We start from the raw sequence: 17241 nt of genomic DNA, 5'->3' as shown, positions 1-17241 counted from the left end.
CCATTCCATCAAATCCAGGAGACATGTCCATGGCTGACGAAAAGAGCACCGGCAAACGCACGCTCGGCGTCGTTGAAGGGCGCGACAGCATTTCGGAAGATGCCAGCGCTGCGGCGGCAGAAGCAACGGTGAGCGAACAGATCGAGGCGCTGAAGGCGGAAATCAGCCGGCTGAAGGAATCCGCGGGGCTGATCGCCGAAGGCACCGGCCAACTGGCGGTCGCCAAGGCGGAATCGCTGCGTGACGAGGTACGCCAGACGATCCAGGCCAACCCGCTCGCCGCGCTGGCCGGCGCCGCCTTCATCGGCTATCTGTTCGGCCTTCGCCACCGGTGACATGCGCATCCCCGGGCCAGGCCCGGGGATACGGAGAAAATCAAGGAAACCTGCATCTTGCATCCGTTTCCTCACAGCATGAAAAAGCCCGGCAATGCCGGGCTTTCGTTTGCTCAGAACCAGCGCTGGCGGCGGGGCGGTTCGCTTTCGAGCGAGCCGAGCAGGTATCCGATGACGACGCCGGCAAGACCTGCGGTCAAGACGACCGTAGAAAGTGCCGCGGGATGCTCGCGCGCGGCCTGGGCGACGGCGGCGCCTTCGTTGCGCACATATTTCGTTGCCGAGCGGACGGCCGGCCCGGCAGCCTCCACGGCATTGCCGGCGCGATCGCGGATGGCCTCGTAGGCCTCGCTGCCGCGTTCGCCAAGATCCTTCTGGAGCTGGGCGATCTCTGCGCGCAGGGCGGAAATCTGGGATTGGACGTCGTTGCTTGCCATTGCGGTCTCCTTGTCAGCAATGGAGACCGAACGGTTTTCGCGCGGCTTGGTTCCCGGGGCCGGGCGATTTGCCCTCAGCCGGCCTGGCGGCGGCCGTCGCGGCGGATCTGCGAGGGCGTATCGCCGAAAGCGGCACGGAAGCGGCGGGTGAAGTGCGACAGGCTCTCGAAACCGGTCTCCAGCGCGATCTCGATCAGCGGCTTGTTGGTACGCATCACCATGGTGAGCGCCGCGGCCATGCGGATCTTCATGTAGATCGCGCTCGGCGAGGCGCCCATGTCGCCCTCGAACAGCCGCTCGAGCTGGCGGCGCGAGACGCCCGTCATGGTGGCGATGCTGTCGATCGACAGGAGGTCCTCGGTGTGCTGTTCCATCATCATGATGGCGAGGTGCACGCGGCGGTCGCGGGCCTCGAGGCCGAGCGGGTTGCGCGGCTGTACGTCGGTCGCATCGCGCCGGTGGCGGATCTGCAGGATTTCCAGCGCGTTGCGCTCGGCCGCCTCGCCGACATGGTGGCGCACGAGCGTCGCGGCGAGATCGGCGACGCTGCTGCCGCCGGCACAGGTGGCGACCTTGCCGTCGAAGCGGAAGATCTGTTCCGACGTCGCCTCGATATCGGGAAAACGGCCGCGGAAATCGCGGTGGTGCAGCCAGCTTACGCAGGCCGTGTGCCCCTTCAGAAGGCCCGCCTCGGCCAGGATGAAGCTGCCCGTACAGAGGCCGATCAGGCCGACGCCGGCCTGGGCGGCCTTGCGCAGATAGGCCTGGGCATAGCTGTCGATGGGTTCCTCCACCGACAGGAGGCCGCCGACGACGGCGATGTAGTCGAAACAGGCGGGATCGGCGAAGGGAGCGGTCGGGGCGACCTGGATGCCGCTCGACGACGTGATGAAGTTGCGCGTGCTGCTCAGCACGTCCCAGTCGCAGTGGACGCGGCGCGAACGGTCCTCGCTGTCGCTGGCCAGCCGCAGCGTATCGACGAACAGCGCGAAGGCCGACAGCGTGAAACTTTTCGACAGGATGAAGCCGACGCGCAGCGCCTTCGGCGCAAGGGCCCCGTTCATCTCCTTCGACGTGCGAACATCTGCCGCCATCCAGCTCTCCCAGGCCGTTCCGCCGGACACTATCGTCGAAGGCACGAACCGCTGGCAAGAGCCATAGCAGATTTCGCGCGCCGTCTCCATTCCCCGAACGCCGCCGGCTGCCGGTCCTGCGCAGGTCGGCCGGAATTGCCTTCCGCAAAACCGCTTCACACTTTTGCTGGAATTGCTTTAGCGGGCAAACTTGCGGGCGCCGGCCACGCAAAGCACGATGGCGAGCGTCGTGACCAGCATCAGCGGGCTCACGCGCTCATGCAGCAGGACGGCGGCGAGCAGGAGGCCGAAGAAGGGCTGGAGCAGTTGCAACTGGCCCACCGCCGCGATGCCGCCGAGCGCCAGGCCCCGATACCAGAAGACGAAGCCGATCAGCATGCTGAAGACCGAGACATAGGCGAGCCCCGCCCAGGCGCCGCCATCGATGCCGGCGAAGGTCCCGGGCAGCGAGACGAGCGCGATGATCGCCATCAGCGGCAGGGAGAGGATCAGCGCCCAGGAAATGACCTGCCAGCCGCCGAGCGTGCGCGAGAGCTTGGCGCCTTCCGCATAACCAAGGCCGCAGGCGACGATGGCCACGACCATCAGGAGATCGCCGAAGAGCGAGACTTCGCCGCCCGAATTCAGCGCGAAGCCCACCACCGTTGCGCTGCCGATGCCGGAGAACAGCCAGAACAGCGGCTTCGGCCGCTCCCCGCCGCGCAGCACGCCGAAGATGGCGGTCGCCAGCGGCAGAAGGCCGACAAAGACGATGGAATGGGCCGAGGTGACGTATTGCAGCGCCAGCGCCGTCAGCAGGGGAAAGCCGACGACGACGCCGAGCGCGACGATCGCCAGCGAAAGAAGCGTATCGCGCGACGGCCTCGGCTGGCGCAGGGCAAGGAGCAGCGCCGCGCCCAGCAGCGCGGCGATGACCGCGCGGGCCGACGTCAGGAACAGCGGCGAGAAATCCGCCACCGCCACGCGGGTCGCCGGCAGCGAGCCGCTGAAAATGATGACGCCGGCAAGCCCGCTGCCCCAGCCTTCCATGGATGTTTTCATTGGTCCTCGCATTCATCCCCTTTTTACGCCAGGAGGGCTGGCGAAGACAGGGGAGGAGCGATACAATTGAAAAGAACTGTACTGGTTCAATATACAATACAGATTGGGCAATTCTCCATGGGCAAGGCGGCCGCCCCTCACCCTAACCCTCTCCCCGCAAGCGGGGAGAGGGGACGTGCCTCATGAACGGCCATTGTTTGAGGAAAACGGCACGGCATATCCCCTTCGCCCCGCTTGCGGGGAGAAGGTGGCCGGCAGGCCGGATGAGAGGGACAAGCGCTTCATCAGCCCGCCTACCGCCCCTTCCAGGGAAGAATGCCGAATACGAAGAGCGAGGACATGACCGAAAGCACGAGCCGAATTTCCGAGGTCATGGCGGCGATCAACGGCCGCATCGCCGGCCGGGCGCTCGCGCCCGGCGACCGGCTGCCCTCCATCCGCCGCTTCGCCGCCGCCATGGGCGTTTCGCCCTCCACGGTGGTGGAGGCCTATGACCGGCTTGCGGCGGAGGGGCTGATCCGGGCGCAACGCGGCTCCGGCTTCTATGTCTCGCAAACCGCCCTGCCCCCGCTGAAGCTTGCCGAGGCGGAGACGCCGAAGGCGCGGGCGGTCGATCCGTTCTGGGTGTCGCGCCAGTCGCTCGACGCCGATGCCGCAGTGCTGAAACCCGGCTGCGGCTGGCTGCCGGCGGACTGGATGCCGGACGCGGCGCTGCGCCGCGCGATGCGCAGCCTGGCGAAGAGCGACGGCGACCTCCTGTCCTATTACGGCAGCACGCGCGGCTCCTCGTTCCTGCGGCGGCTGCTGCTCGGTCGCCTCACGGAGGAAGGCATTTCGGCCGCGCCGGAGCACCTGATGCTGACGAGCACGGGCACGCAGGCGCTCGACCTGATCGGCCGCTTCCTGCTGCGCCCCGGCGACACGGTGCTGGTGGACGATCCCTGCTACTTCAATTTCCAGGCGCTACTGAAGGCGCATCAGGTGACGGTCGTCGGCGTGCCCTATACGCCGTCCGGCCCCGACATCGCGGCCTTCGAGACCGTGCTCGCGGCAGAGCGTCCGAGGCTCTACGTGACCAATTCGGCCATCCACAACCCGACGGGCGCGACCCTGTCGCCGCAGGTGGCGCACCGCCTGCTCAACGCGGCCGCCGGCAGCGAGACGATCATCGTCGAGGATGACATCTTTGCCGATTTCGAGCCGGAGCCCTCCACCCGGCTTGCCGCACTCGACGGGCTCGACCGCGTCATCCGCATCGGCAGTTTCTCCAAGACGCTCTCCGCCTCCGCGCGCTGCGGCTATATCGCCGCGCGGCCGGATTGGGTCGACGGGCTGGTCGACCTGCAGATCGCCACCAATTTCGGCGGGCCGAGCCCGATCTCCAGCGAGATCATCGCCCATATGCTCGCCGGCGGCGGCTACCGCAAGCACATGGAGGAGCTGCGCCGCAAGCTGGTGCGCGCGCGGCGCGAGGTGGCGGAGCGGCTTTTTCGGCTCGGCATCACGCCCTGGCTCCAGCCACGCGGCGGCTTCAATCTCTGGTGCCGGCTGCCGGAGGGGCTGGATTCCGGCGAGGTCGCGCAGGCCGCCCTTGCCGAAGGCCTCGTGCTCGCCCCCGGCAACGTCTTCAGTGTGTCGCAGAGTGCGGCCGGCTTCATGCGCTTCAACGTGGCGCACATGCTGGAACCGCGCGTCTACCAGGTCCTCGCCGATGCGCTGAAGCGAACAGCCTAGCGCCGCTTCGCCAGCATGGAGCGCGACAGCACCACGATGAGGCCGATCACGACCGTCGCGACGATGAAGAGGAAGGCGGCGGCGGCGATGGCGGGGCTGATGTTCTCGCGGATGCTGGAAAACATCTGCCGGGCGAGCGTGCGCTGGTTGGGGCCGGCGACGAAGAGCGTCAGCACCACCTCGTCGAGCGACGTGGCGAAGGCGAGCACAGCGCCCGAGAGCACGCCCGGCATGGCGAGCGGCAGCGTCACGCGCCGGAAGACCGTGGCGGGCGGTGCGCCGAGGCTTTGGGCCGCAAGCTCCACCCGCTCGTCGATGCCGGCGAGCGCCCCGGTGACGCTGACCACCACGAAGGGCACGGCCACGACCGTATGGGCGATGATCACGCCGGCATAGCTGTTCGTCAGGCCGAAGCCGGCGAGCAGCACCTGCATGCCGACGCCGAGCACGACCGCCGGCACCACCATCGGCAGCAGGAAGAGCGTGCGCATGGAGCCGCGGAAGAAGAGGAGCCGGTTGCGCAGACCCAGCGAGGAGGCCGTGCCGAGCACCGTGGCCAGCAGCGTCGTGCCGGTGCCGATGATCAGGCTGTTGACGATCGCCCGCCGCCAGGCATCGGCGGTGAACAGCTCCTCGAACCAGCGCAGCGACCAGGAGGGGACCGGATAGGTGAGGATGACGCTCGAGGTGAAGGCGAGCGGCAGGATGGCGATGAGCGGCGCGACGAGGAACAGGATCGTCAGCGCGGCGAAGGCGGTCCTGGCGAGCTTCATCGGCATGGCCTATCGCCTCCCCGGTTCATCGGCGGAGAGCCGCGCATAGACACTGTAGAGCAGCAGCGTCGCGACGAGCAGCACGACGCCGAGCGCGCCGGCCATGCCCCAGTTCGCCGAGCCCGTGGCGTAGAAGGCGATGATGGACGAGATCATCTGGTCGCCCGGCCCGCCGATCAGCGCCGGCGTGATGTAGTAGCCGATCGCCGAAATGAAGACGAGCAGGCTGCCGGAGGCGACGCCGCGCAGGCTGAGCGGCAGAAGCACGCGCAGGAACGCCCGCCAGGGCGGCGCGCCGAGCGAGGCGGCGGCCGGCATCAGGTTCTTCGGAATGGTGATCAGCACGGAGTAGATCGGCAGCACCATGAAGGGCAGCAGCACATGGGTCATGGCGATGATGACGCCGGTGCGATTGAAGATCAGCGGCAGCGGCGCGTCGATGATACGCAGCCAGCGCAGGAGATCGTTGATCAGCCCCTGTTCCTGCAGGAGGATGAACCAGGCGGCGGTGCGCACCAGGAGCGAGGTCCACAGCGGCAACAGCACGGCGCCGAGCATCAGGTCGCGCTTCCAGCCGGTCAGCGAGGCGGCGATGATCGCATAGGGAAAGCCGATGCAGGCGCAGGCGAAGGTGACGAGCGCGGCGATCCAGAAGGTCCGCACGAGGATCACCCGGTTGACGGACTGGTCGGCCGGCAGGTGCTCGATGCTGCCCGCGGCATTGCGGCCGAGATCGACGGCAGCGAGCAGGTTGCGGTCGGTATAGGGCGAGAGCGCATCGGCGATCGCCAGCCAGAATTCCGGCCGCTCCCAGCGCTGGTCGATGGAGACGAGGTCGGCGGGCGGATTGGCCGTGTCTGCAAGCGCGCTCGTCGTCTTCGCCATCAGCGTGCGGAAGCCGGAGCGGGCGCTGTTGAGGCGGCGCACCATGTCGCCGAGCGCCTGGTCGTCGTCGACGGCCTTGAGGTCTTCGATCAGCGCGGCCTGCATGGGCATGGTCGGCGGCGAGGCGCGATCCCAGTCGGCCAGCACCGCGGCGCTGCGCGGCAGGAGGCGCAGCACGGCCGGATCCGACACGGCTTGCGACATCATGCTGATCAGCGGCCAGACGAAGAAGCCGACGAGGAAGAGAAGCAGCGGCGCCAGCAGGAGGAGCGACCGGCCGGTCCGGGAGGCGCCCGCGCTCATGGCGCGATGACCCGGCAGTCACCGGCCGAAAAGCCCGCATAGACCCGCGTGCCCGGCGGGAATTCACGCGACCGGCGGCCGAGCTTGGCGATCAGCGGATGGGCGGCGTTCTGCAATTGCACGCGCAGGTGATCGCCCTGATAGACGCTGTCGGTGACCTCCGTCTCCAGGCAGTTGCGCGCATCGCCCCGCGTCTCGCTGAGGTCGACCCGCTCCGGCCGGATGGAAAGGAAGACGGGCTGGCCGGAGGAGACGCTGCCGGAAACCGCCGAGACGATCTGCGCCCCGGACGGCAGGCGTACGGTCGCCTCCTCCCCCTCGACCGCCTCGACCACGCCCTCGACCAGGTTGGTCTCGCCGATGAACTCGGCGACGAAGCGCGTCGCCGGCTCGTCATAGACCTGCCGGGGCGTGCCGATCTGCTCGATCTTGCCCTTGTTGAAGACGGCGACGCGATCCGACATGGTCAGCGCCTCCGACTGGTCGTGCGTGACGAAGACGATCGTCAGGCCGAGGCGGCGGTGCAGGTCGCGGATATCGAGCTGCATCTGCTCGCGCAATTGTTTGTCGAGCGCGCCGAGCGGCTCGTCCATCAAGACGACGCGCGGCTCGAAGACCAGCGCGCGCGACAGCGCCACGCGCTGCTGCTGGCCGCCGGAAAGCTGCGAGGGACGCCGGTCGGCGAAGGCCGAAAGCTGCACCATGTCCAGCGCCCGCTTGACGCGCCCCTCGATCTCCGCCCTGCCCATGCCGCGCATCTGCAGCGGAAAGGCGACGTTCTCGCCGACCGACATGTGCGGGAAGAGCGCATAGCTCTGGAAGACGACGCCCATGTCCCGCCTGTGGGTCGGCACGTCGTTGATCGCGGTGCCGTCGAGCAGGATGTTGCCCGATGTCGGCTGCTCGAAACCGGCGAGCATCATCAGGAGCGTCGTCTTGCCGGAACCGGACGGGCCGAGCAGGCTGACGAACTCGCCCTTGTCGATGCCGAGATCGAGATTTTCGACCACGCAGAGCGGGCCGTAGAATTTGGTGATGCGGTCGAAACGGATGAATTCGGCCAAGATCATGACTCCATCGGAACGGTCGCTGGCGGGCAAGCGCCCCTCATCCGCCCGCCGGCACCGTCTCCCCGCAGGCGGAGAGACGGGGTGTTGCACCGTTTTCCTCAACATATGCCTGCAGGTCTGTTTGTGCCCGATCCTTGCCGGGATTGCCTTCTCCCCGTCTGCGGGGAGAAGGTCGCGGCAACGGGATGAGGGGCCGTTCCGCCCCGCAAGCAGCAGCCTTACTGTGCCAGCCAGGCGTTGAAGCGCTGGGTCAGCGTTTCCGCATTGTCGATCCAGAAATCGACATCGAGGGCGATCGAGTCCGTCAGGTTGGCCGGATCGGTCGGCAGGTCCTTGGCGAACTCGGCCGGAACCTTGGCCGCCGCTTCCTTGACCGGCAGGCCGTAGGCCACGAATTCCGGCAGCTTCGCCTGGTTGTCGGGCTCGCTGGCAAAGGCGATGAAGTCCTGCGCGGCGTCCTTGTTCTCCGCGTCCTTCAGCACGACCCAACTGTCGACGGCGTAGATGCTGCCCGGGAAGACGACCTTGAAGTTCTTGCCTTCCGTGCGGTTGATGCCGGTGATGCGGCCGTTATAGGCCGACGTCATCGCCACTTCGCCGGAGGCGAGGAACTGCAGCGGCTGGGCGCCCGATTCCCACCAGACGATGTTCGCCTTCAATTCGTCGAGCTTCTTGAAGGCGCGTTCGACGCCCTCTTCCGTGCCGAGCACGTCATAGAGCTCGTCCTTGGAGACGCCGTCGGCGAGCAGCGCGAATTCGAGCGTGTATTTCGGCCCCTTGCGCAGCGAGCGCTTGCCCGGGAACTTTTCGACGTTCCAGAAGTCCGCCCAGGACGCCGGGCCTTCCGCCAGCTTGTCGCCGTCATAGGCGATCGCCGTGGACCAGACGATCGCGCCGACGCCACAGTCATTGACCGCGCTGTCGAGGAACCTGTCCTTGCCGCCCATCTTGTCCCAGTCGATCTTCTCGTAGAGGCCGTCGGCACAGCCGAGTGCCAGTTCCTCCGCCTCGACCTGCACGGCATCCCAGTTCGGCGCGCCGGCCTTGACCTTCGACTGGATGACGCCGATGCCGCCGTCCCAGGCTTCGTCGAGCACCGGCTTGCCGGACTTTTCGGCGAAGGGCTTGAAGTAGATGTCGCGCTGCGCGTCCTGGTAGTTGCCGCCCCAGGAGACGATGGTGAGGTCGCGCGCGAGCGACGGCGCGGCAAGGCCTGCCGACAGCACGATGGCCGCGGCCGTGAGCATTCCGGATTGAAAGACAGTCTTCATTGCACTCCCCTTTTCTTCGTTTGTGAAGGAGCCGGATGGCCCGGTCCCCGATGACGATCCTTTCTCGGACTGCCGGCCCGCCCCGGCCTTTGGCCTGTCGGCGCTGCTTGCAGCCTCTCCGGTCGTCGCACCCTTTCCCCTGGGCGTTACGGCCGATTGATGCATTCCGGGTCTTCCCGGTCAACGGGATATTTTCCCCGCTTGACGGTCGTCAGACGTGCTGCCCTCCGTTGATGTGGATTTCCGCGCCGTTGATGTAGGAGGACGGCTCGGTGCAGAGGAAATAGATGGTTTCCGCGACTTCGCGCGGTTCGCCCAGCCGTCCCATCGGCACTTCCGCCGCAACCAGTTCGTCGGTTCCCGGCGAGAGGATCGAGGTCTCGATCTCCCCCGGCGCAATCGCATTGGCCCGCACGCCGCGGCGGCCGAATTCATGCGCCATCTCGCGCGTCAGCGAGGCCAGCGCCGCCTTGGAGGCGGCATAGGCGACGCCCGCGAAGGGATGCACGCGGGAACCGGCGATCGAGGTGACATTGACGATCGAGCCCTTCGCCGCTTCCAGCTCCGGCATCAGCGCACGGGCGATCAGCGCCGTCGAGACGAGGTTGACATTGAGCACCTGGGTCCAGACGTCGGCATCCGTATCGAGCACGCCGAGGCGGCTCCTGCCCGGCCCCTTGGGCGAAATGCCGGCATTGTTGACGAGCGCGTGCAGCCGGCCGTTCGGCAGCCGCTCGCGCACCGTCGCGGCCAGCCGGTCGATCTGCGAAAGGTCGGCAAGGTCCGCCTGGATATGGCTTTCACGGGCGGACGGCCAGGCGCATTCCTCGGAAAAGGGCTGGCGGGAGACGGTCAGGATGCGCCAGCCCTTCGCCTGGAAGAGTTTGACCGTCGCATGGCCGATGCCGCGGCTCGCTCCCGTCAGCAGCATGTAGCGGCGTTCTTCGGTCATGCGCGATCTCCATTGATGCTTGATACATCGTAATAGGCCATTTTCGAATTGCAAGCCCTCCCGCGTGAAAGGCTATGCCCGGCGCGCCTCCCGCTCCCCGACCCCCTCGATTCGCTCCAGGATCGGCTTGCCGCCGAGCAGGATATCGTCGACGATCGCCATCGAGGCTGCCGCCGGATCGTGGCGCTTCAGCGCTTCCACGACCGGATAGTGATGATCGATCATTGCCCGGCCGCCGGCGATGTAGGCGTCGGAAATGTGTGGCCCCATCTGCAGCCAGAGCCGCCGCAGGATGGTGGTCAGCACCGGAAGCCCGGCGATCTGCGGCAGCAGGAAGTGAAAGGCCTGGTTGAGCTGCGTGCCCTTCAACCGGTCCCCGGCCGCGATTGCCTGCTCGTTTTCCCGCAGGATCTGCTCCAGCGCCTGGATATCCGCGCTGGTCGCCACCTGCGCGGCGGTTTCCGCCGCCAGCCCCTCCAGACGGATGCGGATCGCCCGGATCTCCCGGTAGCGGCTTTCGCTGAGGCCCGGAATGCGGATGTCGCGCGGCGAGCGGAAGGTGATCGCCTCGTCATTGGCCAGCCGCAGGATGGCGTCGCGGATCGGCGTGACGCTGGTGCCGAACTGCTCGGCGAGATCGCGGATCTTCAGCCGGTCGCCGGGCTGGAACCTGCCCTGCATCAGCGCGTCGCACAGCGCGCCATAGACGACCCTGTTGAGGTTTTCGTGTTCCAGTGTCGTGAATTCAGCCATGGAACTGATCCGCAAAATCGAGTAATAAGATACTTGATGCATCTTTTTTGACGTGTTTCAAGTATCTCCTGCCGCGAGCATCATCCGCCAAACGCCGTACGGGGGCAATGTCACCGGCGCGACCATCGGCAGGCGACGCGGAAGGAGCGGCAAAACCAGCGGGAAACCGCGCCCGGAGCAATTCCAGCAAAAGTGCGAAGCGGTTTTGCGTCTGGAGTTGCGTAGAACAAACAGAGCATTTTCGCGATTCGAAGAAAGGCGGAAATGCTCCAGGGAGCAAGCATGACGCAGCCAGCGCCGGCAACCAAGAAGACGGATTCGATGTCGGCGACCTGGAACGCGACGGCACTTCCCGATGCCGAGGCCGCCGTCGCCGCGGTCTATGGGCTCTCCGGCGCGGTGAAACGGCTTTCCAGCGAACGGGACGAGACGTTCCTCTTCACAAGGGCGGACGGCACGGACTTCGTCCTGAAGATCGCCAACCCGGCGGAGGACCCCGCGGCGCTGGAATTCCAGGACGGTGCGCTGCTGCACCTTGCCGCCGCCGCCCCGGCCGTGCCCGTGCCGCGGCTCGTCCCCACGAAGGTGGGCGAGCCGAGCCATACGTTTGCCACCGCCGACGGCCCGCGCATCATGCGCCTCCTCACCTTCCTCGACGGCGAGTTGCAGTACCGCACGCCCGTCTCCGAGGCGCAGAGCCGCAATGTCGGCCGCGCGCTCGCCGAACTCGGTCTCGGCCTCGCGAACTACGACGGCCGCCCGCCGGCCGGAAAGCTGATGTGGGACATTTCCCACACGCTCGATCTTTGCGCGGTCGTCGACCATGTCGCGCCCGAACGGCGGGCGCAGGTGGAAACCGTGCTTGCCGAATTCGAGCGCGCCCTTCCCGCCATCACCGGCCTCACGCGGCGGCAGATCATCCACAACGACTTCAACCCGCACAACATCCTGCTCGATCCGGCGGAGCCGACACGGGTGGTGGGCATCATCGATTTCGGCGACATGGTGCATGCGCCTTTGGTCAACGACATCGCCGTCGCCCTCTCCTATCACCTGGCGACGGACAACTGGGCGGCGCGCACCGGCGCCTTCCTCGCCGGCTTCCTGTCGGCGCGCGCGCTGGAGCCCGGCGAGATCGAGCTGCTGCCGCTCCTGACGCGCAGCCGGCTGGCCATGTCGGTCATCATCGCCGAATGGCGCTCCGCCCGCTTCCCGGAAAACCGGGACTACATCATGCGCAACCACGCCACCGCCTGGCGCGGCCTGCAGAACATAGGCGATCTCACCCCCGCCGGGCTGAAGAGGCTCGTGCCCAACTTTTCCGAGGCCTGATCATGTCGATGGTGAATGCATTTTCGCGCGAGGATTTCGAACGGCTCAGCGAGGCCGAACGGGCGCTGATCGCCCGCCGGGAAAAGGTGCTCGGCCCCGCCTATCGCCTCTTCTACGAAAAGCCGCTGCACCTCGTGCGCGGCGAAGGCGTCTTCCTCTATGACGCTGCGGGCGAAAGATACCTCGACGCCTATAACAACGTCGCCTCGGTCGGCCATTGCCATCCACGCGTCGTGGAGGCGATCACCCGCCAGACCGCCGTGCTCAACACCCATACGCGCTACCTGCACGAAGGCATCGTCGACTATGCCGAGGCGCTGACCGCCACCTTCCCCGGCGACCTCAGCCAGGCCATGTTCACCTGTACGGGCAGCGAGGCGAACGACCTTGCCGTGCGCATCGCCCGCTTCGTCACCGGCGGCACCGGCATCATCGCGACGGAACTCGCCTATCACGGCCTGACGAGCGCGGTCGCCGAATTCTCGCCCTCGCTCGGCGAGGCCGTGACGCTCGGAGCCCATGTGCGCACCGTGCCGGCGCCGGACAGCTACCGCCATTCGCCGGAAGAGATGATGGAGAAATTCGGCCGCGACGTCAGCGCCGCCATCGCCGACCTGAAGCGCCACGGCATCAAGCCGGCCATGCTGATCACCGACACGATCTTTTCCAGCGACGGTATCTTCGCCGGTCCGAAAGGCTTCCTGAAGCCGGCGGTGGATGCGATCCATGCCGCAGGCGGCCTCTTCGTCGCCGACGAGGTGCAGCCCGGCTTCGGCCGCACCGGCGAGGCCATGTGGGGCTTCGAGCGCCACGGCGTCTCCCCCGACATGGTGACGATCGGCAAGCCGATGGGCAACGGCTACCCGATGGCCGGCATCGTGCTGCGCCCGGACGTGGTCGCCGAGTTCGGCCCCCGCGCCCGCTACTTCAACACCTTCGGCGGCAACCCGGTCGCCGCCGCCGCCGGCAAGGCCGTGCTCGACACGATCCGGACGGAAGGCCTGCAGCAGAACGCCCTGGAGGTCGGCCAGTACCTGATGGACGGTCTGAAAGGCCTCGCCCGCCTCCACCCGGCCCTCGGCGACATCCGCGGCTCCGGCCTCTTCATCGGCGTCGAGATCGTCGCCGACCCCGCGACGAAACAGCCCGACGCCGCCCTGACAACCCGCATCGTCAACGGCCTGCGCGAGCGCCGCGTCCTGATCAGTGCCTCCGGCCCCAACGCCAACATCCTGAAAATCCGTCCGCCCCTTGTCTTCTCCCGCGAGAATGCCGACATGCTGGTGGACGCTCTGGGCGACACCCTGAAGACGCTGTAACGAAAAAGCCGGGACTGCGTCGGCAGCCCCGGCTTTCACTTTTCGTCACAAGGCTCAGACGAGCGCGGTGACCTGGATTTCGACCAGCAGTTCCGGCGCGGCGAGGCGGGCCTCGACCGTTGCGCGGACCGGCAGGTTGTCCGGATCGACCCACTGGTCCCAGACGTCGTTCATCTGGGCGAAATGGGCGATGTCGCGCAGCCAGATGTTGGCGCTGATCAGCTTGGCCTTGGAAGTGCCGGCCTCGGCCAGAAGGCTGTCGATCGTGGCCAGGATGTCGCGGGTCTGGGCGACCGTGTCGGCACCGCTGCCGGTGACGCCGGCCGTGGTGACGACGCCGTTGACGACGACGGCCTGGCAGAAGCGCTTGCCGGGCTTGATACGCTGGATCATGAAAAATCTCCCATGGTGTTGATCACAGATTGGTTTTGCCGAAAGCCAACGGGATGAAGCCGGCGCATTCCGCGCCGATCGGCGATGGCAGCGCGGCATCAATGCCCGAAACGCCGGGCGAGCGCAACTTGCCGCTGAGCCTCGCCATTTCCAGAGCTAGCAAAGGCTCGCGCCGCCCTGCCACCAGCGGCCAGACACTACGTCCAGGCATAACGCACGATGTGAAAGAAGACGGGGGCGGCGAAGACGAGGCTGTCGGCGCGGTCGAGCATGCCGCCATGGCCCTCGATCATGTGGCCCCAGTCCTTCACCCCGCGGTCGCGCTTGATGGCGGAGGCGACGAGACCGCCGAAGAAGCCCATGATGCAGGCGAGCGCCGCAAGCGCGCCGGCTTCGAGCGGCGAGAACGGCGTCAGCCAGTAGAGCCCGGCACCGAGCAGCGAGGCGCTGGCAATGCCGCCGATCAGCCCCTCCCAGGTCTTCGACGGCGAGATGCTCGGCGCGACCTTGTGCCTGCCGAAGAGCTTTCCGAAAATGTACTGCAGCACGTCGCTGCCCTGCACGGTGGCGATGAGGAAGGCGATGAGCAGCAGGCCCCGCCCCTCGTTGCCGGGAATGGGCAGCGTCACCAGCGCCGGCACATGGCTGATGCAATAGACCGACAACATGATGCCCCACTGCTGCTCGCTGACCCGTTCGAGGAAGCGGGACGTGTCGCCGCGCATGGCCGTCAGCGCCGGCATGGCGAGGAAACAGTAGACGGGGATGAAGATCGAATAGAGCCCGTACCAGTCGATCCAGATCAGGTAGTACTGCGCCGGAACGATGATCAGGAACATGCCGAGCAGCGTCCAGCGGTCGGCATGGCGCGTGTTGGTGAGGGTGACGTATTCGCGCAGCGCCGCGAAGGAAACGAAGGCGAAGAGCAGGATCACGCCGCCCGCGCCGAACAGGAAGGCGAGGCTGATGCCCGCCACCATGATCCACCAGGCCTTGATGCGGGCATTCAGGTTTTCGAGCGTTGCCGGCAGCGGTTTCTCGCTGCGCCAGGAGATCACGCCGGCAACGAGGCTCGCGATGACGAGCACCGAGGCGAGGCCGAGGAAAAGACGCGTGTCGTCGCTCATCAGCGGGTTCCATCCTTTCGGGGCGCAAGGGCGAGAAGCGCCGCGCGGGCGCGCTCGAGGAAGGCTTTTCGCTCCTCCCCTTCCTCCAGCACCAGCGGGGCGCCGAAGACGACGCGGCAGAGCAGCGGGACCGGCAAGAGAGCCCCCTTCGGCAGGACGCGCGACATGTTCTCGATCCAGCAGGGCACCAGCTCGACATCCGGGCGAAGCGCCGCGAGATTGTAGAGGCCGGAGCGGAAGCGCAGGAGCGGCTCCTCCGTCATGTTGCGCGTGCCCTCGGGAAAGAAGATCAGGGACTGGCCTGCATCGAGCGCGGCCAGCATCACCTGCATCGGATCGGCGGTGCGCTCCACCCAGTTGCGCTCGACGAGCACCGTGTGCAGCATCCTGCCGGAAATGAAGCGGCGAATCGGGCCGGCATTCCAGTAGTCCGCCCCCGCGACGGCGGCCGTGCGGCGGCGTTCGGCGAAGGGCAGGCAGGTGGAAACCAGGATGAAATCGCCATGGCTCGCATGGTTGGCGAAATAGATGCGTTGCCGGCCGTAGGGCGCCGAGCCGGCCCAGATCGGCCGCACGCCGGTGACGGCGCGCGAAAGGCCGGCGAGCACTGCGCCGGATACCGTCTGCAACAAGGATGCGCCGTTCGCGCTCATGCCCCGCCTCCCTCCATCCCGTCGAGGAGCAGGATGAGGTAGAGCACGACGGCGACCGCCAATGCGATCCGCTGCAGCCAGAGCAGCCGCCGGCATCCCCGGAGGCGTTCCGGCAGCGTTGCCGAAACGGCGCCCATGGCGCGAAGTCCCATGCGCGCCAGAACGTCATCGATGGCCGCAAGCCCCGCCGCTTCCCCGTCATGGGAGGCCGCGAGCCGGAAGAGCGCGGCATCGAACAGGAGATGCAGCGAAAGCGCCAGCGGCACGAGGCAGAAGGCGAGCAGCAGCCCCCAGGCGAGCGGCCCGGAAAAACCATCGGCGCCGGCCGTCGGCGGCGCCGCGGCGAGGATCAGCAGCGCCGCCGCCCCGCCGGCAAGGCCGTTGCGCTTCAGGCGCCGGATGGCATCCGCGACGATCGTCCGCCAGTCGGTCATCGCGCCGCCTCCTCGATCGCGGCATAGGTTTCCAGCGCAAGATACACCGGCCGCCCCTTCGCCCGGATCTGGGCGACGGCCGCGGCGGCACTGGCCGCAAGCCCCGTCCGCATCAGGACGCAGGCGGCGACGAGCGCGCTGCGCTGGAAGCCGAGCGCGCAGCAGACGAGGACCGGCCCATGCCGTCCCGCTTCCTCGGCGGCAAGCGCCGCGTCGCGGATGCGGGCGGCGGAGAGTGGCAGCAGATCGAGCGTCGGGAAGGCGCGCCAGGAAAGGCCGGGAACGGCAAGGCCCGGCAGTTCCGCCGTCATGTCGATGACGGCGGCATAGGTCGAAAGGGCACGCCGCGTCGGCACCCGGCCGAGGAAGACGCCGTCGGCGATCTCGACGGCATCAGGCAGGCGCCGCGTCCACCACCAGGCATTCACCCGCGCCCCCAGCCTGTAGGGCATCAGCAGCCAGCGGCTTGCGAGGCTGATGCGGCCATCGCCCTGTTTCTGGAACACATCCGGCCCGACACCGGCATAGGCGAGCGCGACGATGGCGAGGGCAAGCGCCGGCCAGAGCAGCAGCAACCCCGCCCCGGAGCCGAACGTCGTCCACACCGTAAGGAACAGGAAGACCAGCGCACCGGCGGCATAATAGAGGGCGAGCCGCCGCGCCTTCCGATCGACCGTCAGGCGGAACCCTGCCAGCGGCGACGGCCGGCCGGCCGGGAACAGCCAGAGGGCGAAGAGGCCGAGCAGCGCGCCGGTCGGGATATCGATGCCGTGATGCTGCCAGGTGGTGAGGACGGAGACGCCGATCAGGACGCACCAGACATGCCAGACCGCCAGCATCGTTCCCCGTAGCCGCCCGCGCCAGTGATCCCAGATGATCACCAGCAGGGCGACATGCAGCGAAGGGGCCTGGTTGAACGGCTTGTCGAAGCCGCCGAGCACGTCGAACAGGAAACCCGGCAGCCCTTGCGTCTCCGGCCGCACGAAGATCGCCTGCAACGGAAAGGCGATGAAGCAGAGGACGGCGACGACCTGCGCCGTGAGGTAGCGCCGCGCCAGCCGGCCGACCTCCGCCGGCGTCTCGTTGACGAAGAGCGAGAGCGCATAGAAGGCGTTGATCGACCAGTAGGGCAGGATCGTCCAGGCGAGGAAGGGGATGTGCCGCTCCCAGCCGAAGGCAAGATTGGCCACGTCCGCCCGCTGCGCGGCCAGCCAGTTGGAAAAGCCGTAGGTCAGGTAGAAGAACGGCGCCAGGAAGACGAGCCACAGCGCCGCGGCGCGAAAAACCGCGCGGCGATCGACGGCAAGGACAGATGCGACGCCCTCCCCCATGGCC

General features: G+C 67.2%; 19 protein-coding genes. 4 read left to right on the top strand and 15 right to left on the bottom strand.

What is annotated here, in order from left to right; all coding sequences use genetic code 11:
• Nucleotides 1-29 precede the first annotated feature (29 nt).
• On the top strand, nucleotides 30-335 hold the full coding sequence (locus shn_RS24145; protein ID WP_064333054.1) for a hypothetical protein: 306 nt from the start codon (nucleotides 30-32) through the stop codon (nucleotides 333-335).
• Between the two features lie 113 nt (nucleotides 336-448).
• Here shn_RS24145 and shn_RS24140 read toward each other — a convergent pair whose 3' ends face one another.
• From shn_RS24140 to shn_RS24130, 3 genes are all read right to left on the bottom strand, one after another.
• Nucleotides 449-772 (bottom strand): hypothetical protein, encoded by a 324-nt coding sequence (locus tag shn_RS24140; RefSeq protein WP_064333053.1) that lies wholly within the window; start codon nucleotides 770-772, stop codon nucleotides 449-451.
• 74 nt (nucleotides 773-846) lie between these two features.
• Nucleotides 847-1866, bottom strand: a complete 1020-nt coding sequence (locus shn_RS24135) for a GlxA family transcriptional regulator (RefSeq protein WP_064333285.1) — start codon at nucleotides 1864-1866, stop codon at nucleotides 847-849.
• A gap of 177 nt (nucleotides 1867-2043) precedes the next feature.
• Nucleotides 2044-2907 (bottom strand): DMT family transporter, encoded by an 864-nt coding sequence (locus shn_RS24130; protein ID WP_064333052.1) that lies wholly within the window; start codon nucleotides 2905-2907, stop codon nucleotides 2044-2046.
• A 339-nt stretch (nucleotides 2908-3246) separates the two neighbouring features.
• Between shn_RS24130 and shn_RS24125 the strand changes: the two genes are divergently transcribed.
• Nucleotides 3247-4641: a PLP-dependent aminotransferase family protein gene (locus tag shn_RS24125; protein WP_064333284.1), complete on the top strand. Its 1395-nt coding sequence runs from the start codon at nucleotides 3247-3249 to the stop codon at nucleotides 4639-4641.
• Here shn_RS24125 and shn_RS24120 read toward each other — a convergent pair.
• The 6 genes from shn_RS24120 to shn_RS24095 all read right to left on the bottom strand — a co-directional run bounded on the left by shn_RS24120 (nucleotide 4638) and on the right by shn_RS24095 (nucleotide 10648).
• Nucleotides 4638-5420, bottom strand: a complete 783-nt coding sequence (locus shn_RS24120; protein ID WP_064333051.1) for an ABC transporter permease — start codon at nucleotides 5418-5420, stop codon at nucleotides 4638-4640. The two genes, shn_RS24125 and shn_RS24120, sit on opposite strands and share 4 nt — an antisense overlap.
• A gap of 3 nt (nucleotides 5421-5423) precedes the next feature.
• Nucleotides 5424-6602, bottom strand: coding sequence for an ABC transporter permease (locus shn_RS24115; protein ID WP_064333050.1), 1179 nt, complete (start codon nucleotides 6600-6602; stop codon nucleotides 5424-5426).
• Nucleotides 6599-7672, bottom strand: a complete 1074-nt coding sequence (locus tag shn_RS24110; protein ID WP_064333049.1) for an ABC transporter ATP-binding protein — start codon at nucleotides 7670-7672, stop codon at nucleotides 6599-6601. Before shn_RS24110 ends, shn_RS24115 begins: the two co-directional genes overlap by 4 nt.
• A 218-nt stretch (nucleotides 7673-7890) precedes the next feature.
• Entirely contained in the window at nucleotides 7891-8919 is a 1029-nt protein-coding gene (locus shn_RS24105; protein WP_064333048.1) for an ABC transporter substrate-binding protein, read from the bottom strand.
• Between the two features lie 235 nt (nucleotides 8920-9154).
• Entirely contained in the window at nucleotides 9155-9895 is a 741-nt protein-coding gene (locus tag shn_RS24100) for an SDR family NAD(P)-dependent oxidoreductase (protein ID WP_064333047.1), read from the bottom strand.
• 72 nt (nucleotides 9896-9967) lie between these two features.
• Nucleotides 9968-10648 (bottom strand): GntR family transcriptional regulator, encoded by a 681-nt coding sequence (locus shn_RS24095; RefSeq protein WP_064333046.1) that lies wholly within the window; start codon nucleotides 10646-10648, stop codon nucleotides 9968-9970.
• Nucleotides 10649-10930: 282 nt separating this feature from the next.
• Here shn_RS24095 and shn_RS24090 point away from each other — a divergent pair, with 282 nt between their 5' ends.
• Together shn_RS24090 and shn_RS24085 are read left to right on the top strand one after the other, a co-directional pair.
• Entirely contained in the window at nucleotides 10931-11980 is a 1050-nt protein-coding gene (locus shn_RS24090) for a phosphotransferase enzyme family protein (RefSeq protein ID WP_064333283.1), read from the top strand.
• Nucleotides 11981-11982: 2 nt separating this feature from the next.
• Nucleotides 11983-13299 carry an aspartate aminotransferase family protein gene (locus shn_RS24085; RefSeq protein ID WP_064333045.1) on the top strand — a complete coding sequence of 439 codons (1317 nt, stop codon included), beginning with the start codon at nucleotides 11983-11985 and terminating at the stop codon, nucleotides 13297-13299.
• A 54-nt stretch (nucleotides 13300-13353) separates the two neighbouring features.
• Here shn_RS24085 and shn_RS24080 read toward each other — a convergent pair whose 3' ends face one another.
• From shn_RS24080 to shn_RS24060, 6 genes are read right to left on the bottom strand one after another with little or no spacing between them, the layout of a single operon-like run.
• Nucleotides 13354-13692: a RidA family protein gene (locus shn_RS24080; RefSeq protein ID WP_064333044.1), complete on the bottom strand. Its 339-nt coding sequence runs from the start codon at nucleotides 13690-13692 to the stop codon at nucleotides 13354-13356.
• Between the two features lie 22 nt (nucleotides 13693-13714).
• Nucleotides 13715-13840, bottom strand: coding sequence for a hypothetical protein (locus tag shn_RS37470; protein ID WP_256388522.1), 126 nt, complete (start codon nucleotides 13838-13840; stop codon nucleotides 13715-13717).
• A 49-nt stretch (nucleotides 13841-13889) separates the two neighbouring features.
• Nucleotides 13890-14819: a phosphatidate cytidylyltransferase gene (locus tag shn_RS24075; RefSeq protein ID WP_064333043.1), complete on the bottom strand. Its 930-nt coding sequence runs from the start codon at nucleotides 14817-14819 to the stop codon at nucleotides 13890-13892.
• Complete coding sequence (locus shn_RS24070) at nucleotides 14819-15472, bottom strand: lysophospholipid acyltransferase family protein (RefSeq protein ID WP_064333042.1); 654 nt, start codon at nucleotides 15470-15472, stop codon at nucleotides 14819-14821. Before shn_RS24070 ends, shn_RS24075 begins: the two co-directional genes overlap by 1 nt.
• Nucleotides 15469-15906: a hypothetical protein gene (locus tag shn_RS24065; RefSeq protein ID WP_064333041.1), complete on the bottom strand. Its 438-nt coding sequence runs from the start codon at nucleotides 15904-15906 to the stop codon at nucleotides 15469-15471. Before shn_RS24065 ends, shn_RS24070 begins: the two co-directional genes overlap by 4 nt.
• Nucleotides 15903-17237, bottom strand: a complete 1335-nt coding sequence (locus shn_RS24060; RefSeq protein WP_064333040.1) for a phosphatase PAP2/dual specificity phosphatase family protein — start codon at nucleotides 17235-17237, stop codon at nucleotides 15903-15905. Before shn_RS24060 ends, shn_RS24065 begins: the two co-directional genes overlap by 4 nt.
• Nucleotides 17238-17241: the final 4 nt, after the last annotated feature.

It is taken from the genome of Shinella sp. HZN7 (assembly GCF_001652565.1).
Lineage (GTDB): Bacteria > Pseudomonadota > Alphaproteobacteria > Rhizobiales > Rhizobiaceae > Shinella > Shinella granuli.
The sequence above is the reverse complement of the archived record's forward strand: the minus strand, read 5'-3'. Positions and strand labels throughout refer to the sequence as shown.